18 protein-coding genes and 1 tRNA gene are annotated in these 22361 nt (G+C 56.3%); 10 read left to right on the top strand and 9 right to left on the bottom strand.

Annotation, left to right across the window (positions count from 1 at the left end):
- Window positions 1-231 (bottom strand): GTP-binding protein (locus VEZ52_RS03025; RefSeq protein ID WP_324835474.1); only part of this gene is annotated, 231 nt, incomplete at its 3' end.
- Between the two features lie 223 nt (window positions 232-454).
- On the opposite strand from VEZ52_RS03025, the gene VEZ52_RS03020 reads away from it, so the two are divergent.
- Entirely contained in the window at window positions 455-1186 is a 732-nt protein-coding gene (locus VEZ52_RS03020) for a hypothetical protein (protein ID WP_324835473.1), read from the top strand.
- Between the two features lie 114 nt (window positions 1187-1300).
- Here the strand turns inward: VEZ52_RS03020 and VEZ52_RS03015 are convergent, their stop codons facing one another.
- Window positions 1301-1687: an acyl-CoA thioesterase gene (locus tag VEZ52_RS03015; RefSeq protein ID WP_192113898.1), complete on the bottom strand. Its 387-nt coding sequence runs from the start codon at window positions 1685-1687 to the stop codon at window positions 1301-1303.
- A gap of 99 nt (window positions 1688-1786) precedes the next feature.
- Between VEZ52_RS03015 and VEZ52_RS03010 the strand changes: the two genes are divergently transcribed.
- The 3 genes from VEZ52_RS03010 to VEZ52_RS03000 all read left to right on the top strand — a co-directional run bounded on the left by VEZ52_RS03010 (window position 1787) and on the right by VEZ52_RS03000 (window position 5003).
- Window positions 1787-2890 (top strand): MltA domain-containing protein, encoded by a 1104-nt coding sequence (locus VEZ52_RS03010; protein WP_324835472.1) that lies wholly within the window; start codon window positions 1787-1789, stop codon window positions 2888-2890.
- 753 nt (window positions 2891-3643) lie between these two features.
- Window positions 3644-4003, top strand: a complete 360-nt coding sequence (locus VEZ52_RS03005; RefSeq protein ID WP_240825162.1) for a helix-turn-helix domain-containing protein — start codon at window positions 3644-3646, stop codon at window positions 4001-4003.
- A 241-nt stretch (window positions 4004-4244) separates the two neighbouring features.
- Window positions 4245-5003, top strand: a complete 759-nt coding sequence (locus VEZ52_RS03000; protein ID WP_324835471.1) for a DNA alkylation repair protein — start codon at window positions 4245-4247, stop codon at window positions 5001-5003.
- 150 nt (window positions 5004-5153) lie between these two features.
- On the opposite strand, the gene VEZ52_RS02995 is transcribed toward VEZ52_RS03000, so the two are convergent.
- The 3 genes from VEZ52_RS02995 to VEZ52_RS02985 all read right to left on the bottom strand — a co-directional run bounded on the left by VEZ52_RS02995 (window position 5154) and on the right by VEZ52_RS02985 (window position 9423).
- The gene (locus tag VEZ52_RS02995; RefSeq protein ID WP_324835470.1) at window positions 5154-6539 is read right to left on the bottom strand and encodes an aminopeptidase; all 1386 of its coding nucleotides are present in this window, start codon (window positions 6537-6539) and stop codon (window positions 5154-5156) included.
- 39 nt (window positions 6540-6578) lie between these two features.
- Complete coding sequence (gene selA / locus VEZ52_RS02990) at window positions 6579-8015, bottom strand: L-seryl-tRNA(Sec) selenium transferase (RefSeq protein ID WP_324835469.1); 1437 nt, start codon at window positions 8013-8015, stop codon at window positions 6579-6581.
- Window positions 8016-8130: 115 nt separating this feature from the next.
- Window positions 8131-9423 carry a bifunctional folylpolyglutamate synthase/dihydrofolate synthase gene (locus tag VEZ52_RS02985; RefSeq protein WP_324835468.1) on the bottom strand — a complete coding sequence of 431 codons (1293 nt, stop codon included), beginning with the start codon at window positions 9421-9423 and terminating at the stop codon, window positions 8131-8133.
- Between the two features lie 213 nt (window positions 9424-9636).
- Between VEZ52_RS02985 and VEZ52_RS02980 the strand changes: the two genes are divergently transcribed.
- Window positions 9637-9713 (top strand) — tRNA-Arg (locus VEZ52_RS02980).
- A 20-nt stretch (window positions 9714-9733) separates the two neighbouring features.
- Window positions 9734-9928, top strand: coding sequence for a hypothetical protein (locus tag VEZ52_RS02975; RefSeq protein WP_324835467.1), 195 nt, complete (start codon window positions 9734-9736; stop codon window positions 9926-9928).
- Here the strand turns inward: VEZ52_RS02975 and VEZ52_RS02970 are convergent.
- On the bottom strand, window positions 9921-10355 hold the full coding sequence (locus VEZ52_RS02970) for a YqaA family protein (RefSeq protein ID WP_324835466.1): 435 nt from the start codon (window positions 10353-10355) through the stop codon (window positions 9921-9923). The genes VEZ52_RS02975 and VEZ52_RS02970 overlap by 8 nt on opposite strands.
- 594 nt (window positions 10356-10949) lie before the next feature.
- Here VEZ52_RS02970 and VEZ52_RS02965 point away from each other — a divergent pair.
- The 3 genes from VEZ52_RS02965 to VEZ52_RS02955 all read left to right on the top strand — a co-directional run bounded on the left by VEZ52_RS02965 (window position 10950) and on the right by VEZ52_RS02955 (window position 16889).
- Window positions 10950-12851, top strand: a complete 1902-nt coding sequence (locus tag VEZ52_RS02965) for a methyl-accepting chemotaxis protein (protein ID WP_324835465.1) — start codon at window positions 10950-10952, stop codon at window positions 12849-12851.
- A 600-nt stretch (window positions 12852-13451) separates the two neighbouring features.
- A complete protein-coding gene (locus VEZ52_RS02960; protein ID WP_324835464.1) occupies window positions 13452-15191 on the top strand; it encodes a methyl-accepting chemotaxis protein in 1740 nt (579 codons plus the stop codon).
- A gap of 270 nt (window positions 15192-15461) precedes the next feature.
- Window positions 15462-16889, top strand: coding sequence for a sodium:proton antiporter (locus VEZ52_RS02955; RefSeq protein WP_324835463.1), 1428 nt, complete (start codon window positions 15462-15464; stop codon window positions 16887-16889).
- Window positions 16890-17487: 598 nt separating this feature from the next.
- On the opposite strand, the gene VEZ52_RS02950 is transcribed toward VEZ52_RS02955, so the two are convergent.
- From VEZ52_RS02950 to VEZ52_RS02940, 3 genes are all read right to left on the bottom strand, one after another.
- Window positions 17488-18267 carry a DUF169 domain-containing protein gene (locus VEZ52_RS02950; protein WP_324835462.1) on the bottom strand — a complete coding sequence of 260 codons (780 nt, stop codon included), beginning with the start codon at window positions 18265-18267 and terminating at the stop codon, window positions 17488-17490.
- A gap of 486 nt (window positions 18268-18753) precedes the next feature.
- Window positions 18754-19791, bottom strand: a complete 1038-nt coding sequence (locus tag VEZ52_RS02945) for an EF-hand domain-containing protein (RefSeq protein ID WP_324835461.1) — start codon at window positions 19789-19791, stop codon at window positions 18754-18756.
- A 272-nt stretch (window positions 19792-20063) separates the two neighbouring features.
- Window positions 20064-21500, bottom strand: a complete 1437-nt coding sequence (locus tag VEZ52_RS02940) for a histidine-type phosphatase (RefSeq protein ID WP_324835460.1) — start codon at window positions 21498-21500, stop codon at window positions 20064-20066.
- 252 nt (window positions 21501-21752) lie between these two features.
- Here VEZ52_RS02940 and VEZ52_RS02935 point away from each other — a divergent pair, with 252 nt between their 5' ends.
- The gene (locus tag VEZ52_RS02935) at window positions 21753-22304 is read left to right on the top strand and encodes an N-acetyltransferase (RefSeq protein WP_324835459.1); all 552 of its coding nucleotides are present in this window, start codon (window positions 21753-21755) and stop codon (window positions 22302-22304) included.
- Window positions 22305-22361 lie beyond the last annotated feature (57 nt).

Raw genomic sequence — 22361 nt, 5'->3', positions numbered from 1 at the left:
AAGGAAATGGCGGTTTTTATTCCAGAGATATGTGGCGCAGGAGGGTTGAACGGAGCCGCGTCGGCGGGTTTCTTCGGGTTCGTAGTCAAGGCATGTGGTGCCGTCTTCTACAGCCCCCAGGCGATTCACCGCCCCGGCCTTGTAGAGAAGCATCTCTGCCAGGGATGTTTTGCCGCAACCGCCGGTTCCGACGATGGCGAACGTGCGTTGCATTTCCAGTGGAGTTGGCATGGTTTTCTCCCTTCGTAAGCGATATGGCGCGCCCTTGGCGGCCTGGTGAACGAAACTAGGGAAAGGAACAAGTCTTCCATCTGCTATTGGTTCCCACGTTACAGGCTTGTCGCAAAAAAGGAAAGAGGCCGCGACTTTTAATGTAAGGCTTAACGCTTGACAGCAGAGGCCGCCACTGTGACAGTTGGTCGGATATATATTGGTGCAGGCGGAGGGGGCGACCATGGCGCTATGGGAATGGGCCGGCGCTGGTGCGGTTTTTTTGGCGGCTGTGGTTTTTTGCGTGCGGCTGATGAAGCGAGGTTTGACCACGCTTGAGGACGAGCGCGCCCAATGCCTTGAGCGCATTCGCCAGATGGAAGAAAAAATTCAGGAAGATCAAAAAAATATGGCTTCCAGCGAACACCTGCGCGTAGCCCGCGCCGGGCTGGAAGACCTCTTGCGGCTGGCTGGCAGTCCGCCCGGCATGCGGCTTGAGTCTGTAGCCAGGGGGCTGGGCGAAGCGCAGGGGGAGGCCCTTGTGCTGCACTTGCCCGAGGGGGAGGTGCGCATCAGCCTGAACATGCGCGAGCGGGAACTTAAAGGGATACGCAAGGTTGTCCACGGGCATGGGCGGTGGCACCTGAATGGTTTGGGCCTGAACGAGGAATATACAGATCTTGTGCCGCTCATGCGTGCGCTCAGCGCCAGGCTTGCCATGTACCTTGGCGGAGGGGAGAGCGCCAGCGCGCCGTATTGCCCCCTTGGGGATCCCGCAGCCGATGTGCCCCCTGAATTACCGCATCTTGCGCGGCGTTTCAGCAGCGCGCGGCCCGTGCGGCAGAAGCGCCCGACTGTGGTGCGACGCGATGAGGAAGAGGGCCGCCTTGATAGGTTGCGACGTTTGGAAGACGCCCGTGCCGCGCGCAAGCAGCTGCGGGCCAACCCCGGCCCCACCGGGAGCAGGCACCGTTAAGGTGTTAGAAAAAATATTTTTCTGCCGCCGCAAGTCATTGCGGCGGCAGATCGAACCGACATCCATGCGGCAGCGTGGTTCGGCATCATCGCAGGCAGGGGAGAGGGCTGGCGGTTACTCCGTAAAGGTGAGATTACGGAACCAGTCCGGCACAGGAACAGGGCGACCTTCGTGATTGACCAGCGCATGCTGGGTCATGCCCGTGGCCAGAAGTCTCGTCTTGTCCTCGTTCCGTATCTCATATACAAAGCGCAGGGATGCGCGCGCCCATTCGGCTATGCCAGCGCGCACAAGTACAAGATCATCATAGCGGGCGGATGAGCGGTAACGGCACTGGGCCTCGCGCACGGGCAGGATAAGGCCTTTCTTTTCAACTTCCGCATAGCTCATGCCGCAACGGCGAATGTATTCGCTGCGCGCCCGCTCGAAAAGATGCAGATATTCCGCATAATAAAGCACGCCCATCGTGTCTGTTTCACCATATGACACGCGGTGCGGCATCCAAATATCAGGGGTGGGAAATTGGTCATGCACGAAACGGCTCCTTGTTACGCGTTTTCCGGGCGTTTTTGCAGCGGATTTGCAAACCGTGCAGGCGGCATGTTGCGCCTGTTGCTTCTGCTGGCGGCTACAATGGCTTTGTTTGCCTGCGCCAAGCAGGCCCCGCCGCCAGTGGTGGAAAGAACCCTGCCGCCGGTTGGGTTTGAAAGCCCGGAATTTTTTGTGAGCAATCTTATTCCTGCCAGTCAGGATCTGACAAGCTGGAAGGATATGGCCCCCAGTGTGCGTAAGTCGCTGCGTTACGTCAACAGCAAGCCCAAGGACGCCATCGCTGTGCAGCGCCCCGGCCTGACCGTGACGTGGGGCGATCTGTCGCGCACTCTTGAGCGTTTGCAGGAGCTTTTGCCCCGGCTGGACAAGGAACCGGAACTGCTGCTGGCAAACTTCCGCTGGGCGGAAGTGACGGGCGGCATCAACTATTCCGGTTACTACGAACCAGCAGTCCCTGCCAGCCGTACCCGCAAGCCGGGCTATACCCAGGCCATCTATGGCCTGCCCCCGGACCTGAACAAGGTCATTGCCAAGCGTGGGCAATACTATGACCGCCGCACCATCGAAGAAAAGCAGGTGCTGGCGGGCAAGGGGCTGGAACTGGCCTGGGCCGCAGACCCTGTTGACGTGTTTTTTCTTGAAATTCAGGGGTCTGGCCGCTTGATCTTTGACGACGGCACTCAGGCCTATGTTAACTACGCGGGGCAGAACGGGCATAAATATAAGAGCTCTGGCCGCATCATGCGCGAAAAAGGCCTGCTCAGGCGCGGTGATATTTTTGAACAGCGCGAGTGGTTCAAAAACAATCCCGGCCGGGTGCGCGAAATTCTCAATGATAACCCGAGCTATGTCTTCTTTAAATACGGCATGCGTGGCCCCACAGGGGCCATGGGCTACCAGGTTGACGACTGGCTGACGCTCGCAACGGATCGCGGCTTTATCCCGCTCGGCTCCATAGTGGCCTACGGCGTCAATATTCCGGACGAAACCAAGGGCAAGATGCCCCTGCGCGGCATCGGTCTTGCACAGGACGTGGGCGGGGCCATCAAGCGTAACCGGATAGATATTTTTTGCGGCGGCGACCAGCGCGCCAACTACGTGGCAAGTCATCTGGACGCCAAAGGGCCTGCCTGGGTGTTGCTGGCGCGCTAGGGCTGGCTAACAGGCCTTTTGCCGCCAGCAGCAATGCTGACGGACTTGGTTGAAAATTTCAGAAGCACATGGGGCCGAAGCGGTTAAAAGCCGCTTCGGCCTTTCTGGTCTGCACGGTTTTTTTTCAAACCGTGCATTATTTTTATTATTCTATTGTCAGATATTTTTCTTTCATATCTTATTAATTTTACACGCAGCCTTGCCTGATTGGCGGACATCTCAGCCCCATGCGCGGTCAAAAACACGTATACCTGATAATTAAACTCCTTGACTTATCTCATGTTGTGAGTATTTGTTGAAGCGTACACAGGCAGTCTCTCCAGAGTTGCGATAATTTGTTCCGCTGGTTTGGCCCAATGTGTACGGGAACCGCTTGTGGGTTCCCCCTACTCTCCCCTTGGGGCTGAAATTTTATTTCTGTCTCACAAATACCCGGTTGCGACCTGCAGGGCTACGAAGCGTTGGCATATTGTCTCGGCTTTTTAGGCAACTGTGATGGCTGCACGGAGTCTATGTCAGTTTTCCCGGCTGTTGCACTATTCTTTGTGCAGCAATCAGTTAGCCTGTTCCACTGTCCAGACCGCTCCCCTTTCAGAAAAGCATCCTCGCGTCCGTTTTATGGGTTTGCCATACAAGGCCAGCACAATAAACGCGCATCAGAGCATCCGCTCGCCGCACCCGGTTCCTTCGTTTCAAGACGTTGATAATCCCGGGCATTTTGCACGCTTATAGCGTACAGAGGAGGCTCTTTCAATGAGTGGAAAAGTGTTTGAGTATATGGCCATTATGGATCGTATCAAGAATGTCACCCAATGCAGAACCCAACAGGAACTCGCGCAGTTTTTTGATGTTTCCCAATCTTGCATTTCTGATTCCAAAAAGCGGCTGGCTATCCCTTCCAAGTGGCTGCTCAGCCTGCTGAAGAAAAAGGGCATCAACCCAGAATGGGTTCAGAAAGGCGTTGGCCCCAAGTTTTTGCTTCCCTACGATGAAGACAGGGGAGCCGTGTGCAGCATTTATGCAAGAACGCCAGATAAATGTCCGCTGCAACATATTGTTTCGGACATCGGCAAGCTGGTTACACGGGCTGAGGGTATGGGGCGCAGCGCGTAGGCTGGTGAGGCTGCCGCGCCCGCTGGGGGGATGGTTTAGCTGATCGGGGCAGGCTCGCCCCAGATTGAAGCAGCCTGCGCATGTCGGGTTAAGGCCAGTTGTTTCTTGCCCGCATGTGCTTGGGGCAACAGTGCTGCATCGTGTATTTGGTTTTTGTGGCAATAATTTTAATTTGCAAAGACCTGCGCCAGCCTGGCGCAGGTCTTTGCATACCGTGAGCAATGGTGTCGCCGGGAGTGCCATGACCATTTCTTCCACGCGTCTGGCCCAGCTCAACAGTGGGCAGGACGCTTCAAAAAATCTGGCAGAGGGGCTGGCGGTGGATTTTGCCGCCCTGATGGCTGCAGCCTTGCCGCAGGCTGATGCCGCCTTGCTGGGCGAAATGCGCGCTGGCGCATCCCTTGGGATTTCAAAGCGCATGCTGCTGGCTGGCGAGCTGGTGCACCGGGCCGTAGGCGCAGAGGGATTGGCAGGGCTTGCCGCGCACCGATCGGACACTGTTCGGGGCTGGATATGTTATGCTCTGGCGCATGAGCATGCCCTGCATTCTCCAGCGGAGTCGCTGGAGAATCTCCTGGAAGCCGTGCGTCCCTTCGCGGATGATGCGCATTTTGGTGTGCGCGAATGGGTATGGATGGCGGTGCGGCCTCATCTGGCAAAGCAGCCGGAACACGCCCTGCGCCACCTCGCAGGCTGGACCACCGACCTCTCGGAAAGGGTGCGCCGTTTTGCCAGCGAAAGCACCCGCCCGCGCGGCGTGTGGTGCGCCCATCTGACTATCCTCAAGGAGAATCCGGCGCTGGGCTTGCCTGTTCTTGAACCCTTGCGGGCTGACCCCTCCACCTATGTGCAGGACAGCGTGGGCAACTGGCTTAATGATGCCGCCAAATCTCAACCGCAGTGGGTGAGCGATCTCTGCGATGCGTGGCTCGCGCAAAATCCGGGTAAGGCGACCGCGCGCATCTGCAAAAGAGCGCTGCGCAGCCTGCATAAAAAATAGAGCGTATCCGTAAACGCCATACAGAAACTGCCCTTGCGGGCTGGCTGATTTTTTCGCCAGCCCGCAAGGGCAGTCTGTTATCTCTACAGCTTTATGCAGCCGGGGCGGGAAGCGCCTGTTGCCCAGATGTTCGCTGTCCCGGCCTGCTGGCTACAGCTGGGCTTCCAGAAATGCGCGGAAGGCCTGCTTGGTGGCGAAGAGGTCTGCGCTGCTTGCCAGTTCAAAGGGGCTGTGCATGGACAGGATGGCAGGGCCAAGGTCAATGACCTGCATGCCGTAGGCCGCAAGGAACAGGGCCACGGTGCCGCCGCCGCCAAGGTCGACCTTGCCAAGCTCCGCACTCTGCCATGCGATGCCCTTGCCGTTGAAAAGCCCGCGCAACGCGCCGAAAAATTCGGCGTCGGCCTCGCTGGCTCCGTACTTGCCGCGTGAACCGGTGAACTTGGAAAATACCGGGCCGTAGCCCAGCAGGGCGGCGTTCTGTTTCTCGTGCACATCCTGATAATCGGGATCCAGCGCTGCGGAAACGTCGGCAGAAAGGGCACGGGTTTCAAGCAGCACATGCGAGGGCGGAACGTCCTTTTCCCACGCGCGGGTGAGGTCTTCCACGCAATACTGCATAAAGCGCGAGGCAGCGCCAGATGCGCCGTCCGAGCCGATTTCCTCTTTGTCCCAGAAAATAACAGCCATACTGCGGCCTGTGGCTTCGGCCTCAAGCAGGGCCTCCAGCGCGGTAAACACGCAGATGCGGTCGTCCTGCCCGTAGCCGCCGATCATGGCCTTGTCAAAGCCCACAAAGCGGGCCGGGCCAGCGGGCACAGCCTGAAGTTCGGCAGTGATGAGGTCTTCTTCGCAAATGCCGTATTTTTTGTGCAGCAGTTCGAGCAGCTGGGTTTTGATGGGGTCTTTGGGCGCATCGTCCTTGCCGGATTTGCCAGCCTTGGGCGTGCTGTGGGCCAGAATGATGTTGAGTTTTTCGGCCTCAAAAGCTTCGCTGACCGGCTGCGTAACCTGCTTCTGGGCCAGATGGGGCAGAAGATCGGCAATGCAGAACACTGGCTCGCCGGGCTTTTCACCGATGGTCACCGTGAGGGTTTCGCCGTTTTCACGCACGATAACGCCGTGCAGGGCCAGGGGCCGCGCCAGCCATTGATATTTGCGGATACCGCCGTAGTAGTGGGTTTTTGCCTGAGCAACGCCGGGCTGTTCGATGAGCGGGCGCTGCTTGAAATCAAGGCGCGGGGTATCGGCGTGGGCCGCCAGCAGCGAAAGCCCCTGACTCAGAGGCAGCGTACCCTTGCGGGCCGCAAAGATGGCCTTGCCGCGCAGGGACCGCATAACGCGGTCGCCGCTGGAATTTTCCGCATATCCATGTTCGGCAAGGCGCTGGCGCACGTATTCCACTGTTTCGCGCTCGGTCTTGCAGTGGGTGATAAAGTCGATATAGCGCTGGGCCAGGGCTTCCATGTCCTTGCGGGTTTTGGCGTCGGCGTTGTCCCAGATGCTTTTGGGCTTGTAGGCAAGATTCTTTTCCATGATGCTGTTCCTTTTATCTCACGCAATGGGTTGCGCGTATTATGCCTGTTGAGGGTTTGCAGCGTTCAGCGCCTGGCGCAGAACGCGCAGTACCTCGGGGTATTCTTTGACATCAAGTGTGCGCGGGTCAAGGCAGAAGGCGTCGTCCTCCAGCCGCCCAATGAGCGGGGGAACCGTCTCAAGCAGGGCAGCCTTGAGGGCCGTGGGGCTGCATGCCGTGGGCCTGATCCGCACTAGGGTCGTGGGTAGGTCGTACTGCGGAAACGCGCCGCCGCCCACGCGGGAAACATCTTCGCGCAAGCCGATCTCGCACTGGGTGCTGCCTGCATTAAGCCCCTTGCGCAGGCGGTTTGCCAGATTGCGGGCGGCCTTGGCCAGTTCATCGGGCGGGCAGGTTATCATGCGCAAGGTGGGTACGCTCTTGCGGGCTTTTTCCGGGTCAAGGTACAGGCGCAGGGTGGCCTCAAGAGCGGAGAGGCAGAGCTTGTCGCAGCGCAGCGCCCGCGTGAGCGGATTGCTCTTGAGCTGTTCCACCATACTCTTGCGCCCGGTGATGATGCCAGCCTGAGGGCCGCCAAGTACCTTGTCGCCCGAAAACGTTGCGATATCCGCGCCCTGCGAGAGCACTTCCGGCACGGTGGGTTCGTTGGGCAGGCCGCAGGCAGAAAAATCCATAAGGCTGCCGCTGCCGAGGTCTTCAATGAGCGGCAGGTTGTGCTCGCGCGCCAGCTCCGTCAGCTCGGGCAGAGCCACGGCGGCATGAAAGCCCACAATCCGGTAGTTGGACGTGTGCACGCGCATGAGCGCGCGGGTGTTTTCGTTGATGGCGGCTCGGTAATCGCGCAGGTGCGTGCGGTTGGTGGCCCCCACCTCGCGCAGGGTAGCCCCGCTTTTTTCCATTACTTCAGGAATGCGGAAGCTGCCGCCTATCTCCACCAGCTCGCCGCGTGAAACAATAACCTCGCCGCCCTTGCAGAAGGTGTCGAGCACCAGCAGCACGGCGGCGGCGTTGTTGTTGACCACAAGGGCCGCTTCGGCCCCGGTGACGCGGCAGATGAGTTCTTCCACCAGAGCGTGGCGGCTGCCCCGGCCGCCTGTGGCGAGATTCAGTTCCAGATTGCAGTAGCCGGTAGCTGCCCGCAGCACAGCCTCTCGGGCTTCTTCGGCCAGCACGGAGCGCCCCATGTTGGTATGCACCACAACGCCCGTGGCGTTGAGCGCTGACCGGAACCGGGGGCGCAGCCCGCGCTGCACAAAGGCCAGCAGGTCTGGCAACTGGCGTTCAAGGTGCAGGTCTTCGGGGGTGGTGCAGCGTCCGGCGCGGATGTCGTCCCGCCGAATGTCCCAATATGCGGCCACAAGATCTCGCAGCAGCGCGTGCGGTGTTTGCTGGCTGTCGCCCAGTGCGGCATCCGCGCGGTGCAGCGCGGCAATGCTGGCGTCTACGGCGGGAATGGCGCGAAAAAGATTTTGCATGGGCGTCCTTTATACTGCGTTTACCGCAAAAAATGAAAAATACGCGAGCGCGGCGGCTTGGGCTTTGTCTGCCATGCTGCGCCGTCAGCCGGGCCTGCGGAGAGTTGGCCTGCGCCTACTGAAGCTGCTGTTGCAGCAACCATTGGGGGTGCTGCGTAAAAAATTCCGAAAGCAGGTACAGCGAACCCGTCATGAGCACCGGGCGAGCTTCGGTGGCGGCGGGCAGGGCGCGCGCCAGTTCAAGCGCCTTTGCCAAGCCCTGTGGGCCATCTGGCAAGGCTTGCGCCGTGGTCGGCGGCAGGGCATTGCAGGCGGCGGCTATGTCCTGCGCTGCTGCGGCCCGGTGGTTGCCCAGCGTAACCACAAACATGGGGGCTTCGCCCAGATAGTGCTTGAGCATCTGGGCGGCAGGCAGCCAGTCTTTGTCTGCAAGGCAGGAAAATACCGCTCCTGCGGGTTGCAGGCCTTCGGCGCGCAGGGCCTTGATAAGCGCGGCCATGCCGTGCGGATTGTGGGCTCCGTCAAGCAGCAGCGGTGGATACTGATCTGTACCCGGCACCCGCTGCAAGCGACCCGGCATAAATGCTTGCGCCAGCCCTTGAGCCTGCGCCGGGATGTCGTCCGCATTTTTGCCCAGCATGGGGGCAAGCTCGCGCCATGCCGTGAGGGCCAGGCCTGCGTTGGCGCGCTGGTGAGGGCCGCTGAGGCCAAGGCGGGCATCAGCGGCAACGGGACAAGCCCTGATGAAGGGCGCGTTATGGCTGCGGGCCTCGCGCTCAAGGATTTTTGCGGCTTCGGGAAACTGCGCAACACTGCACACGGGCGCGGCGCTGCGTATGGCTGCGGCCTTGTCTGCCGCAATGTCGGCAAGGGTGGGGCCAAGGATGTCCTTGTGGTCAAGGGCGATGGGCGCATAGCACATGAGGTCGGCGGCAACGGCGGTTGTGGCGTCGTGTTTGCCTCCAAGGCCAGCCTCAAGCACGGCCAGCTCCACGCCTTTGCGGGCAAAACCCAGCAGGGCCAGTACGGTAAGAAATTCAAAGTAGGTCAGATCGGGCGCGGCGGTCATGACCTGGTTGGCAGGCTCAACCCAGTCGTCCGCAGGCCAGGGGACGCAGGCGGCATCATTTGGCCCGCCAATGCGGATGCGCTCTGTGGGGCTGACAAAGTGCGGCGAGGTGTAGAGGCCCACCCGGCAGCCGTGAGCAAGAGCAAGGGAAGCCAGAAAGGACGATGTTGATCCCTTGCCGTTGGTGCCGAGCACCTGAGCCACCACAAAGGGCGGGCGGGTCAGGTCAAGGGCGGCCAGAGCCCGGCGCATGCGGCCCAGGCCCATATCCATATGAAAAAGCCCCAGGCTGTCCAGATGGCGCTGGATATCTACGGGAGTGCTGAACGTGTTGCTCATTTAGATATGGTAGCGCAAAGCGCGCTGTCTGTCAGCGGGCGCGCACAGGCAAAATACGCGCAAGTTCTGCCCGCTGTTTGCGTAAAAAATTGCGCCATCAAGCAAACCCCGCTGCAGAGGCGTGTATGCCTGAATGCGCGGGAACGCTTGACGCAGTGGGGCGCTATCACTATATTGGCCGCCACACGGCAGGGCACTGCGCCCTTGCCATGTGCGCCCGTAGCTCAGTTGGATAGAGCAGGAACCTTCTAAGTTCTTGGTCAGGGGTTCGATTCCTCTCGGGCGCGCCATAAATAAATCAGGATGTTACATGGATTTTCATGTGACATCCTTTTTTGTTTTCTGGGCAAAGTATCTTTTTGTTGTTCGCCATCCACCTGCCTGTCACCCGTCTTACGTGTTTTACATGATCGCGGTGCGGTTGGCACTGATTGGCGCACGCGTTGGCACAGCAATTCTGTTTAGCTCGGCCTGCCTCAACACACAGCCCGTCATCCTTAGGTGAACTGCAAGGTAATCAGGGCAACCACGATGTAGCGGACAGTTTTTGCCACAGCGACAATGACGATGAACGAGGGGAAGGGCTCGCGCAGGATTCCCGCCACAAGCGTGATGGGGTCGCCCACAATGGGCATCCAGCTCAGAAGCAGCGACCAGCGCCCGTATTTGCCATACCACGCTTCGGCCCTGGCAAGGCTGTTGCGCCTTATGGGAAACCACGAGCGATCCTGGTAGTGGATGAAGAACCGCCCGAGCAGCCAGTTGGTGGCAGACCCCAGGGTGTTGCCAAGGCTGGCGGCGGCGATCATTGCCCACAGCGGCGCGTAGTCTTTTGCCAGCGCCCCTGCCAGAAAAAGTTCTGACTGCGCAGGAAAGATCGAAGCTGCCACAAATGCAGAAATAAATAATCCCCAAAGTACGCTCACGCTCATTTCCGCATCCTGTCTGCAAGGCTGTATTGATTGCGCTGCGGCATGTCAGCACCGCACCATATAAAAGTGCCGCTCAGCGCACAAGCTGCATGGCTCCTTGCCACGAATAGCTGATGTCTTTTCTCGTTCCTCATTATTCCTTCTGCCGCTGATAGTGATTCTGATTTCATGCCTCTTTTTTATACGAGAATGTTGAGGGGATTGTATTAAATATTTTAATTGCCATGTGGAAAATGACTATTTTATGAGGTCCTGATGTAATGATCTGCCGTTGTTTTGTGTTGCATTTTTGCAACACAATGTTGCAAAATTACAACATTTGGAGATATTTTTGCTGTGTTTCTGCAACAGGATTGACTGAACAAAAAAATTATATAGTGTTTATGGGTTGACTCTAAAGAATTTTAGCGAGCATTCGATACTATTGCAGTGATTTGTTAAAAATAAGTTGATGCTCAATAAGGAGAACGTGACGTGGCAATGAGTGCAAAAAATAAAATCCTCTTAAGCGTAGTCGCATTCTTTTCGCTGGTCATCATCGCGATGGCCTACAGCTCGTATCGGAGTTTTTGTGCCTCGTCATACGACTCTGAAATGGAGCAGCTTGACACCATGTCCCAGGCCGTGGGCAAGGCTGTTTCGGAAAAGATGGACGTGTATTTCAATGTGCTTGAGCTGAGCTCGCGCATGCTGACGAATCCTGTGGGCGCTTCCCCGGATGAACTTTATGAATATAAACGTAACGTTTTGAAACAACTGCTCAAGCAGGTAAACCTTGTTGAAGCCTATTATGCTTTTGACAGCGGCGAAACGCATAATGATAAGGGCGCGATCAATAATTTCAACGCCAAGAGCCTTGGCCGCGAGTGGTTTGTGCGCATGTTTAATGGGGAGAAGAGGGTTGTAACAACCCCTTATACCTCGTCTATCGGCGCAACTGTCATGGCTGTGGGCGTGCCTTTGATAGATAACGGCAAGATGGCGGGCACGCTCTGCATCAACCTCGGCCTCACGGACATAACCAATTTTACCAATCATGTTCTTGAGTTCGACAATATTTTTCTGACGCGGCCCGATGGCTACATCATGGCCAACCGGGATGACAAGCGCATTGGCAAAAGCCTGTGGGAAGTTATCCCCGATATGAAAAAATACAGCGGCTTGCAGCAGAACAGCCGTATCCAGTTCACCAGCAAAGGCAGAGTGTTTGAGGGGAGTCTGTATATTATTCCGGGGCTTGGCTGGAAGGTGTGGACGTACAAACCGCTGGAGGAAATTCAGCGTGACTCCACCGACAATCTGCACTCCAGTGCCATAACCGCCGTTGTTGCCCTGGTGCTGTCTGCCCTGATGGTGCATTTGCTGGTGTCCATGCTGATCTTCAAACCGCTAGGCAAGGGCGTTGTTTTTGCCGCAGCGGTTGCCGAAGGTAATCTTGATGAAACACTTGATATCAGGAGCAAGGACGAAGTAGGGACGCTTGCCGATGCCCTGCGCAACATGGTTGCGCGGCTGAAAGATATGATTCGCACGACAGAAGAAAAGGAGCGGCACGCCCTTTCCGAAGCCGAGCGCGCGCAAAAGGCGGTTGCCGAGGCGGAGGAAGCCCGCAAAGAAGCGGAACTGGCCACCCAGCGCGGTATCTTGCAGGCTGCCGGCCAGATTGAAGGCGTTGTTGCGCGCATTGCCTCCAGCACGGAAGAGCTGGCGGCCCAGTCCGAGCAGATATCCAATGCTGCGGAAATCCAGCGGCAACGCATGACAGACACCTCTGCCGGCATGGAGCAGATGTCTGCCTCCATTGTTGAGGTGGCGCGCAATTCGGGGCAGGCTGCCTCCAATGCTGTCAAAACGCAGCAGGAGGCAGGGCAGGGCGCTGCTCTTGTCCGGCAGGTCATTGATTCGGTTAACCATGTGCATGAGCAGACGCAGACCATGAAGGTTGATTTGACGGCCCTTGGCAAACAGGCCGACAGCATCGGCGCGATCATGGACGTCATCAACGATATCGCTGACCAGACCAACCTGTTGGCGCTCAATGCCGCCATTGAGGCGGCGCGGGCTGGCGAGGCTGGCCGTGGTTTTGCCGTGGTGGCGGATGAAGTGCGCAAACTGGCCGAAAAGACCATAGGCGCCACCAAGCAAGTGGGCGAGAATATCTCCGGTATGCAAATCGCCGCCAGGCAGAGCATTTCTTCCATGGACAAGGCCAGCCTTGTGGTGGAGGAAACAACCTCCCTGTCGCACAAATCCGGCGAAGTCCTGGATGCCATTTTGGTGCTTGCCAAGGAAAATGCCGATCAGGCGCAATCCATAGCAACTGCGGCAGAAGAACAGTCTTCTGCTTCGGAAGAAATCAGCCGCAGCCTTGATGAAGTTTCCCGTCTGACCACAGACACCACACGTGGGCAGGCTGAATCAGCAACAGCTATTCAGCAGCTTGCTGAAATGGCTGGCGACCTCAGCAGTATAGTGGATAAACTGAAAAAATCGTAGACGCATTCACTTTTAAGAACGGGCCGGGGTGGAAACGCTCCGGCTTTTTTTGTGCCCTTTGCATGCAATGCTCAGGCGGTGGGTGCGAGAACGCCCCTTATGGTGTTGCCTTTAGCACCCGAGGGATGTGCGTGGGTTACAAATTGATAGTTTGCTAATAATTAGTGAGTAACAAAAATAGAACAGTGAGTGTTTACTCAATGTTTGGGGGAATTTTTAAATAGGGTGTGAGTCCGCAGTATAAGTATGTTATTTGCAAACAGGGTGTTATAAAAGTGTATATCGCATGTTGCCATGTTAATCAGGATTAGCAACAGATAAATTTATTTTTATTTGTGTGTTTGTTGAGTCTGTTGCTGTTAAAATTGGTAATCGATTTTGCTGGTTTGTGACTGGTAAATCAGTGGTTACCAATGTGAAACTTTTTTATACTAATATATCTGACTGAATTTTCTTATTTTTATTTTTAGAGAAGTGTTGAAAAAAATCACAAGGGGGCATAATACGAGCTGCAATATAGCCGATAGGCTATATTGATGGTGGTGTGACGCTCTTGATCTCCATCGTGTGGATTTAAACTTTAGCGCCGAGTAGAATGCAATGAAGCTTGTAACAAAAATTTCTTGCGGGATGGGGATGCTGGGTATCTTGATGGCCTTACTAGCCGGATATATGCTTTGGCAAATGTCAGAACTCAACAACATCACCTCTGTATTGGCGCATCGCAATGTGCCTGTGTCGGAGCTTGCGGGCGAAATCAATACTGACACTGCAGAATACAGAATAATGGAATTTCGTTACATCATTGAAAATGACGCGCAAAAGGCTTCTGCCATCAAGGCAAAACTTGATGAAGTGCGAAAAACGTTTGACCGGGAAATTAAAGAAATTGGTGATCTCTGCATCTCGGGCAATGCCAAGCAGTGTGTGCTGGATATAGAGCGCGGCCTAAAAAAATATCTGGATACTTCCAAAGAAGTGCTGCTCCTGCGTCAAAACGGCAAGGTAGATGAAGCTCTGGCCTTGCTCACGGGTAAATCGCATGCCGATTACGAGGCCATGACCGACTCCATTGAAAATCTGGTGAAGGTTTCGCACGACAATGCTCACGACCGTGGTCTGAAGGGAGATAGCCTGTATGCCACCAGCAATGCCATGGGCATTGGCTTGACCCTTTTTGCCATTGTGCTTGCGGCTGTCTCGGCCATTCTGATTGTGCGCGAGACAAGCCGGCAGCTTGGCAGAGACCCTGGGGAACTGCTGGTGGTCGCGCAGCGCGTGGTGGATGGAGATTTTAATGTTGACGATGGTCATGCCCGAATTGGCGTGTATGGATCAATTATTGCCATGGTGGAGGCCTTGAAAGGCCATATCGAAAAAGCCCGGCGTGAATCAGAAAACGCCAGGGAGCAATCGCGTCAGGCGCACGAAGCCATGGAAAGCGCCACTGCGGCCAAGGATGAGGCGCAGCAGAAAACTGAAGCAATGGTGCACGCCGCAGGCAAGCTTGAAAAGGTCGTGCAGATTGTCAGCTCTGCCTCCACTCAGCTTTCTGCCCAGATCGAACAGGCAGGCAAGGGGGCCGGGCATGCTGCGCAAAGACTTGCGGAAGCGGCCACGGCCATGAACCAGATGAACGCCACCGTGCAGGAGGTGGCCCGAAATGCCGGGCAGGCTTCTGTGGCATCCACCGACACCAAGGACAAAGCTGAAGCCGGGGCCGACATTGTGCAAAAATCGCTTGTCAGCATCGGTCAGGTGCAGACAGTGTCGCAGGAACTCAAGCAGGATATGCTGCAACTGAACACGCACGCCCAGGCCATCAGTCAGATTATGGGCGTTATTTCAGATATTGCGGATCAGACAAATCTTCTGGCGCTCAATGCCGCCATCGAAGCCGCCCGTGCTGGTGATGCCGGGCGTGGATTTGCCGTGGTCGCCGACGAGGTGCGCAAGCTGGCAGAAAAAACCATGGCCTCAACCCATGATGTGGGCAATGCCATAAATGCCATACAGGAAAGCACTTCAAAGAGCATGGCCTCAACGGATAATGCGCTTGAGCAGGTTAATCAGGCAACGGGATACGCCAGTCAGTCCGGGCAGGCTCTCAATGAAATACTGGAAACTGTTCTGGGGATGGCCGATCAGGTCAATGCCATTGCCACTGCCAGCGAGGAGCAGTCTGCCGCCAGTGACGAAATCAACCTGTCGATCGAGCACGTGAACGAGATGGCCAAACAGACCGCAACCGCCATGGCCGAGGCCGCAAGCGCGGTGGCAGAGCTTGCGCGTCAGTCGCAGGATCTTGGGCTGCTGATCACTGAAATGCGGCAGGGATAGGCAAGATTACTACTTCATTCAAAAATATAAACATAAAGGCGGTCTGTTGCAGTTGTGCGGCAGGCCGCATTTATGCTTTGAATTCTGGTGCATAATTACAACACATATTGCTTTTTAAGATGCAATAATGCGACATTTGTCGTTGTGTTGCTGTGAGTTATAATTGTAATTGGCATGGTGTATATGTATTGATTGTATTTTTTTTTGAGGCTTGGTATACAGTCTCCCAATATCCTCTGGTATGTAATGCTTATTTTTTCAGGAGTGCATATGGCAAGATTTCTAACTGCGCTCGGCGCCCTGTGCGCCGCGCTTCTTGTGCCCGGTGTCGTTTTCGCAGGGGAGGGACATCCCAATATCCCTGGTGCGCAGCTTTCAGTCCTTTGGGCAATCCCCTTTGTGTGCATGCTGCTTTCGATTGCCATAATGCCCTTGGCATTGCCCCATTTTTGGGAAAAACACTTTGGTAAGATCGCGGTCTTCTGGGGCTTGGCCTTTTTGACGCCCTGCATTCTGGTTTATGGGTTTAATGTGGCCCTCTACGAATTTTTGCACATTATCCTGCTGGACTACGTTCCTTTTCTGGTGTTGCTGTTCACGCTCTTTACCATCGCAGGCGGCGTGAGGCTTACCGGTTCGCTGGTCGGAACCCCCGCAGTCAATACTGGTCTGCTGGCAGTCGGCACTGTGCTGGCCAGCTGGATGGGAACAACCGGCGCGGCCATGCTGCTTATCCGCCCCTTGCTTCGGGCCAACGCGCACCGTAAATACCGTGTTCATTCTGTTGTCTTTTTTATTTTTCTTGTGGCAAATATTGGCGGCTCGCTCACGCCTCTGGGCGATCCGCCGCTGTTTCTGGGCTTTCTGAAGGGTGTGGATTTCTTCTGGACCACAACCAATCTGATGATGAAAACAAGCCTCATTGCCACAGTTTTGCTGGGTATATTTTTTGTCATTGATACAGTGCTGTTCAAGAAAGAAGGCAGCCCCAAGCCTGAAGCGCAAGCTGGCGCGGCAGAAGAGAAGCTCGGCCTTGACGGCAAGATCAACCTGCTCTTCCTGCTGGGCGTTGTAGTGGCCGTGCTGCTTTCTGGCCTCTACCCTCTGGGCGAACTGGTTTCGGTCTTCGGCGTGTCGGTAGAAGGACAGAACCTGCTGCGCGATGTTGTTCTGCTGTGTTTGGCCGGGCTTTCGCTCAAGTTTACGAGCAGGCGCTGCCGTGAACTCAATGGCTTTTCCTGGGCCCCCATTGAAGAAGTTGCCAAGCTGTTCTTTGGCATATTTATCAGCATGGTTCCCGCCATTGCCATTTTGCGCGCTGGTGCTGATGGTGCGCTTGCTCCCCTGATTCACCTTGTTTCGCACGATGGGCAGCCGGTTAATTCCATGTATTTCTGGCTCACGGGCATTCTCTCCAGTTTCCTGGATAATGCGCCGACCTATCTTGTGTTTTTCAACACCGCTGGTGGGGATGCGCAGCACCTTATGCACGATATGCCCGCCACCCTGGCCGCCATATCTGCGGGTGCCGTGTTTATGGGCGCCAACAGCTACATTGGCAACGCGCCCAACTTCATGGTGCGCTCCATTGCGGAAAGCGACGGCGTGCGTATGCCCAGCTTCTTTGGCTACATGGCATGGTCGGTTGGCATTCTGGTACCCCTGTTCGCACTGTTGACCTGGCTGTTCTTTATCTAGCCGATGCAAAACCCGCGAAGCGGAATTTGTAATCAGTACAAAACAAGCCCCTCGGCCTTAAGGCCGAGGGGCTTGTTTTGTTGTCTGCCAAATACAATGTTCCCGTGCAAGCTTATACCGCGCCCAGGGGCATGCCTCCCTCAAGGTAGCGCCAGCAAAGGCGTACTGTGTGTTCAAGTCAGTAGGGGCCGAGGTTTCGGGCTGTCTCTGTATTGGCGTGTGTGTCCATCCATGCTGTCATCTGGATACGCCGTTGCAGATCATATGCGGGATCATGGCTTCACCCTGAGTATCCAGATGACTGACCAGCTCATATCCCTGAAGCCAGTTGTCCAGCCAGCGGGTGCCACTGCCCGAACATTGAAGGAGGCGTGCGCAAGCTGAGTTCACTGGTACAGGGGGCCTTTGCGCGGCAATTGACCGGGGTGACCCTCAAGGATGACATGCCCGCATCGTATTTGCCCTTTGGCGGAGATGCTACTGCGATTGCATAGGATTTTTATGCCCAGCGAGCAAGCTTGCCGAGCGCTCACAGCACAACAGCCGGGCTGCGCAAGGCAGCCCGGCTGTTGTTGTATACCAGTATGCGAGAGCCTTCTTAGGCGTCGCGTTCTTTCTTGAAAACAATGAGAGGGCAGTTTTTGCACACGGCCGCGCCGGGGAAGGGTTCGCCAAGGCGGGTGATGGACGCGCCGCCCTTGTTGGTGACGCGGTCTTCAAGGCGCTGCACCAGAGCTTCAATGTGCTCGCCGGGAATGGACACGTTGATTTCGCCCCGTTCCGTCTTGCCGGAATTGTAGCTGCCGCTGCAAGCGAGGTACAGGTTCGCCTGCTTGGTGTTCAGTGTGTAGACGTTGCCGGAGCATACGGCTGAGTTGACGCTCATGGACGGGTGGAAGTTGTCGATGCGTTGGGTAGCCATCCAGTCGCCAATGATGTGGTAGGCCTGCATGGTATCGCACACAAAGTGCACCACATCGGGCTGGGTGGTGGCTGCCGCAAGCGGGCTCACGGCTATGGCCAGCAGATTGGCCGGAACATGCGGCTTGGCTTCAAGCACCTTACGGGCATGGTCGGCATCGGCGCAGTACTTGAGGTGGCTTTTGATTTCGGGTTCGTCCAGTTCTTTCCAGCCGAATACAAAACTAGCATTGGTACAGCCCATCTTGTCACGCTCTACAATGACTGTAATACCTTCCATGCGCGCGCCGACTTCGCTCTGGCAGAAGGTCAGCGGCTTCATGGGGGAGTAGTGGGGCTGAATTTCCTTGAAGGAATCCAGCTCCTTCTGGTCGTAGAAATATTTGATTGCAACGGGTGCATGAATGAGGCGCAGCTCACGCATCAACGTTTCACTAAGTTTTTCAAATGTGTTCATATAATCCTCTGGTCTAGATGCTATTATACAAGAGTTAATTGTTGCGGCTTATTTTTTATTTCTTTATGTCGTTTATGTCAATATAATCCCACTAATTTCACAAGTGGTATAAATATCCCTTGTTTTGTTTTGTTCTTAAAATTAATGTTTATAAAACAGTATGTTATGTGTGGTGCTTTTTTGAGCTGCTAACTTTTTTTCATAATTAGATTGTGAAAGTTATTATTTTCATATGGTTACAGGTTCGTGATTTTTCTTGGCTGGCGCGGATTTTCTGTTCGTTTGCGGAAGCTCGGCGGCGGCCCGATCTGCCTTGCTGTGCAAAAAATGGCGAGCGGTTTTATCATAATGGGCAGGGCTGGAATTGCCGTGCAGTCGCCGCGTCATATAAAACACCAGCCCGGCTGTTTTGCGCAGCCGGGCTGGTGTTTGCGGGCATATGTATGAGCGCCTCCTGCGTGGAGGAGTCAGTGTTTCTGGTGGGGATCAGGCCACTGCTTCCACGCTCTGGGCAGCGGCGGTGGTCTGGCTCACGCTCTGATAAGCGCTGTTGGCAATGGATGACAGAAAACTGCGGGCCATGGCGGTTCGGCTTGTGCTGGTCTGGTCTGTTCCCATTGCTGCTCGTTGCTTTTCAAGCGCTGTGGCAAGCTCGTCAGCAGAAACGGAACCGTCCTGGTTCACATCCATGGAGTCGAACACGGACTGGCTGAGGCCTGTTTCGTCAACGCTCAGGCCGTCACTACCATCGCTGTCCAGGCTCGAAAAAAGTTTGGAAGCCATGTGGGATGATCCTGTCTGACCAGACGAAGCAGATTGCCCCTGCGAGGGAGGCGACGGGGGCATCTGGCCGTTCATGATGGAAGACAGCAGGGTTTTTGCGTCCATTTCGCCTGAAGAATTCTGCGAGTTGGACTGGTTTTGCGAATTCTGGGAGCCGTTGTTCATGGCTTCGCGCTGTTTTTTCAGCGCTGTCGCCAGTTCATCGGAAGAGACGGAGCCGTCCTGATCGGTGTCCATGGCGTCAAACACGGATTGGCTGAGGCCTGTCTCCTCGGCGCTCAGGCCACCGCTGCCGTCACTGTCCAGCGAAGAAAAGAGCTTGGACGCAAGGTCGCCCCCCTTGCCGCCGTGCCCGGCCCCGTGCATGCCGCCGGGTACCTGCCCGCTCATGATGGCGGAAAGCAGATCCTTGGCCGTGGGCTGAGTCGCTGTGGCGGTTTGCGCGGCCTGGCTCTGCCCCATCTGCATGCTGGTGAACATGGCGTTGCGCTGGGTTTCGATGGCTTTTTGCAGTTCTGTCTGCGAAACGGCCCCATCGCCATCGGTATCAAGTTTTTTGTAGAGATCGCTGCTTAGCCCGCTTTCATCAAGGCTTAGCGCGCCGTTCCCGTCAGAATCCAGATCCCCGAAAAGTTTGCTTGCCAGATTGTCCTGCGATTGCGCTTCGCCGGAGCCTTTCATCTGCGCAAGCATCTTCTCCCAATAGGAGGAAGAGGATGATGATAACGCACTGACGCTCATACTGTCTCCCAGTCCTTGCGGACATTGTCGGCAACACCTGCAATCCACTGCGGGCGAAACCGAATACTGTAAGCGCACCTCCCTGTGTCGCGTATCAGCCGGGGAAATTTTTTCCCAATCTGATTGTGCAAAAAACATTCCGTTTTATGTGTGGGAAAAATTTGCCGCCAGCTTGTTTTTGTCGCGTCATAAGCCAGTATGCGGCGCTGGAAAAAATAAAAAACCGCCGCATCAGTTGATGCGGCGGTGTGGAATGTAGGGGGCTTATGGGGTCAGCGGTTTCTTGCTTGCGAAGAAACCTCAGCGGAAGTGGCTGGTACAGGGCCGCTGTCCACATCGCTGTCCACCCGCAGGCGCAGGGGAGGAACCTCTTGTGGAACCAGGGGTGCATTACGTAGTGCTTTGTCGACCCGCTGGGAAAAACTTTCAAGGCTGAAACGGGCCTCCCCCACAACCGGGGGCGCTGTTACCAGAGCCGCAGTTGTCTTGTGGGTTCTGGCCGGGTCGGTAAATTGGGGGATAGGCAGGCCGCCCACAGGCTGCGGCTGATCAACAAAGGGTTCATGCAGGGCTTCCAGCGACTGGGCAAAAAAGCGCACACGCACTTCTTTTTTGCCGCCCATATCCCACAGCTCAAGCATAAGGGCTGATCCGGGCGGAGTGGCGTCATCGGGGTAGCCGGGCAACTGCCAGTGCACGCCCAGCAATTCGCCCACATTGGCAAGGTTGGTGTCGTGCCCCACAAAAACAACCAGGGAAGCCGCGTTGCAGCGTTGATCCCTATGCGTGCCGTCAAGGGCCGCAGCCATTTCTGAAAGCAGCGATGCCCCCTTGAAAAGGGCCACAACCGGAGAGCGGTTCACAGTGTTGAACACGCTTGTGTGTACGGGCAGCACTTCACGCAGAACGTGCGCGTCCACCTGGCCCCACCCGGCAGAAAATTCAGGCCACTGTGCATATTCCAGCAAAAAAATTTCCGCCATGCTCGATGCGGTTGCCAGTGCGCCGGAAAGCCCTGCGCCCTTGCCGTCAGCATCAACGCTCACAGAATTTGGCAGATCTGTGAGCCCGCAGGTGGGCGGCAGATTGTAGCGCGAGCACAATGTGGGGGCCACGGGAGCGCTCAGGTGCTGGATGTGGGTCAAGGCCCCTGCATTGTCCTCATGCAGCCGATCAAGATCGCCCCCGGCCGTGGCCATGATGCTCGCGGCTACCGAGGCTGGATCAAAACGCTGAAAACCCGCTTGCACGGGATGAAAAAGTGGATCGGGCGTCTGGCTTGAAACGGCATAGGTCTGCCCGCCCCCCCGGCAGAGGCCATCAAGCAGGGCTTTGGCCGTTGCTCTGGTGCGCTGGTCCACATCGGCGCGCACAAAGACCTTGCCGGGCGGCGGACAGGCGCTGTCAGGCAGCAGGCCAAGATTGAGCATTTGCCCGCGCATGTCTTCCCACATGGCGGTTACCAGCCGCGCACCGCGCGGCGTGAGGAACCCCCTCGGCACAGGCCACTGGGGCCAGTTGCGGGTGCTCCACTGCGAAAGCGTATCGGGAGCCTGCGTAGGCGAGCGCACCCCGTGGCGGGAAAGCGCTACAACTTTCATAAGGCGGGGTTGTTCGTCCCCCTGCTGCGCCGCAATGCCAGATAGGGGCAAATGGCAGAGCAGTGCGCAGGCAAGGCAGACTGTGATTAAGCGTGGTGCAGTGCGCATGCGTTCTCCTTGATGGGTGGTACCATAGCCATAAAGGCCTGTGCGGGCAACGCCGATTTGCATGCGGAAAGGCTGCGGGCCCTGCGCCAGTGCAAATTTTGCCCGCCTTGCGGGCCGTAATTGCTTGCACAGTGCGGGGCTTGTTATTATGGTTATTCTTTGCGGCAGAGTTTGGCTCTGGCTGCTTTGTACGTAACCTTTTTCGGCTTCTTCCCCGTCAGGGGGCGGAGCGTAATCCAGATACCGAGGCGTATGATGCCCATTGCCGTTCCACGCGTTGGCGTAGAAGACAAACCTCTTGTTCAGGATGTTCGCGTAGAAGACCTTTCAGCGCTGGTCATCCGTTCGGCCACGGTACGCGACGTGCACGGCATGTCTGCGCTTATCAACCACTACGCGTCGTCCAACGTCATGCTGGCGCGCGGGCCGCAGTATCTCTACCAGCATATTCAGGACTACATGGTCGCCACGGCTCCCTCGGCTGACGATGGGCAGGAGGTTGTGGTAGCCTGCGGCGCTGTGCATGTGCTGTGGGAAGACCTGGCGGAAATCCGGTCGGTGGCGGTTCACCCCCTGTGTCAGGCGCAGGGCTTTGGCAAAAGGCTGGTGGCCGCGCTGGTTGGCCGATGTCGCGATCTCGGCTTGCCGAGGGTTTTTGCCTTTACTCTGGCTGCGCCGTTTTTTTCCAAGTGCGGCTTCAGCGAGTTTAAACGCGATGACATGCCCGCCATTGTGTGGGTTGAATGCAGTAAATGTCCCAAGTTTTACTGCTGTGACGAAATTGGAATGATACTCGAATTATAGTTTTCAACCTGCGATATAATCGCAGGGATTCACACTGTCTGCAAAGGGTGGGAATGC

Origin of the sequence: Desulfovibrio sp., assembly GCF_035644575.1 — a bacterium.
Taxonomy (GTDB): Bacteria; Desulfobacterota; Desulfovibrionia; order Desulfovibrionales; family Desulfovibrionaceae; genus Desulfovibrio.
Note: the sequence above shows the minus strand (reverse complement) of the source record. Positions and strands in the feature narration are given on the sequence as shown.

Excerpts from the sequence above, each read along its gene's own strand:
- VEZ52_RS02975 (WP_324835467.1), top strand. The coding sequence starts at position 9,734 with ATGGATTTTCATGTGACATCCTTTTTTGTTTTCTGGGCAAAGTATCTT.
- VEZ52_RS02995 (WP_324835470.1), bottom strand. The coding sequence starts at position 6,539 with ATGGAAAAGAATCTTGCCTACAAGCCCAAAAGCATCTGGGACAACGCC.
- VEZ52_RS02950 (WP_324835462.1), bottom strand. The coding sequence starts at position 18,267 with ATGAACACATTTGAAAAACTTAGTGAAACGTTGATGCGTGAGCTGCGC.
- VEZ52_RS03020 (WP_324835473.1), top strand. The coding sequence starts at position 455 with ATGGCGCTATGGGAATGGGCCGGCGCTGGTGCGGTTTTTTTGGCGGCT.
- VEZ52_RS02955 (WP_324835463.1), top strand. The coding sequence starts at position 15,462 with ATGGCAAGATTTCTAACTGCGCTCGGCGCCCTGTGCGCCGCGCTTCTT.
- selA (WP_324835469.1), bottom strand. The coding sequence starts at position 8,015 with ATGCAAAATCTTTTTCGCGCCATTCCCGCCGTAGACGCCAGCATTGCC.
- VEZ52_RS02945 (WP_324835461.1), bottom strand. The coding sequence starts at position 19,791 with ATGAGCGTCAGTGCGTTATCATCATCCTCTTCCTCCTATTGGGAGAAG.
- VEZ52_RS02965 (WP_324835465.1), top strand. The coding sequence starts at position 10,950 with ATGGAGCAGCTTGACACCATGTCCCAGGCCGTGGGCAAGGCTGTTTCG.
- VEZ52_RS02985 (WP_324835468.1), bottom strand. The coding sequence starts at position 9,423 with ATGAGCAACACGTTCAGCACTCCCGTAGATATCCAGCGCCATCTGGAC.
- VEZ52_RS03005 (WP_240825162.1), top strand. The coding sequence starts at position 3,644 with ATGAGTGGAAAAGTGTTTGAGTATATGGCCATTATGGATCGTATCAAG.
- VEZ52_RS02970 (WP_324835466.1), bottom strand. The coding sequence starts at position 10,355 with ATGAGCGTGAGCGTACTTTGGGGATTATTTATTTCTGCATTTGTGGCA.
- VEZ52_RS03015 (WP_192113898.1), bottom strand. The coding sequence starts at position 1,687 with ATGCCGCACCGCGTGTCATATGGTGAAACAGACACGATGGGCGTGCTT.
- VEZ52_RS03000 (WP_324835471.1), top strand. The coding sequence starts at position 4,245 with ATGACCATTTCTTCCACGCGTCTGGCCCAGCTCAACAGTGGGCAGGAC.
- VEZ52_RS02940 (WP_324835460.1), bottom strand. The coding sequence starts at position 21,500 with ATGCGCACTGCACCACGCTTAATCACAGTCTGCCTTGCCTGCGCACTG.
- VEZ52_RS02960 (WP_324835464.1), top strand. The coding sequence starts at position 13,452 with ATGAAGCTTGTAACAAAAATTTCTTGCGGGATGGGGATGCTGGGTATC.
- VEZ52_RS03010 (WP_324835472.1), top strand. The coding sequence starts at position 1,787 with ATGTTGCGCCTGTTGCTTCTGCTGGCGGCTACAATGGCTTTGTTTGCC.
- VEZ52_RS02935 (WP_324835459.1), top strand. The coding sequence starts at position 21,753 with ATGATGCCCATTGCCGTTCCACGCGTTGGCGTAGAAGACAAACCTCTT.